Source organism: Paenibacillus sp. Y568, assembly GCF_059445545.1.
Genome location: NZ_JCAIUM010000075.1, coordinates 1 through 502, shown reverse-complemented (window position 1 = coordinate 502; position 502 = coordinate 1). Strand labels below are relative to the sequence as shown.

The following is a 502-nucleotide window of genomic DNA, read 5'->3' as shown; positions in this document are numbered from 1 at the left end:
TAGGCATTCAAGATGGAATATATGACACTCATTGACGTGCCTAGCATCATCGGTACAGCGAAGTGAGCGACAGCTTTTGCTACCGGTGCTTTTTCAAAGTAATGGAGGTTTTCTGCATCCATGTGGGTCACCACTTTGTTTATTATGATTATCTAACGGTGTTAGATTGAACCTTACAGTGTTAGATTATATCATGAACCTATGAACCTATGAACCTATGAACCTATGAACCTATGAACCTGTAAAGAACAAACTTACACTGTTAGATAAAAGGGTGGATAACGATGAAGCAGCAGCAGCCTCAGATTTCGGAGGATAAGATTTTGGAAGCCTCGTGGGAACTTCTGGGGGAGGACGGCATCGAGAAATTCAGCTTGAGACGATTGGCAGACCGGCTTGGGATTCAGGCTCCCTCACTGTACTGGTACTTCAAGAGCAAGCAGAATCTCTACCAGCGTCTTGCCAACCAGGTATCGAAAACGATTCTGGAGGAGTTCCACTC

1 protein-coding gene is annotated in these 502 nt (G+C 44.6%); it reads left to right on the top strand.

What is annotated here, in order from left to right; genetic code table 11:
- Nucleotides 1-284: 284 nt before the first annotated feature.
- Nucleotides 285-502 (top strand): TetR/AcrR family transcriptional regulator (locus tag AC1D7X_RS25865; protein ID WP_495458824.1); only part of this gene is annotated, 218 nt, incomplete at its 3' end.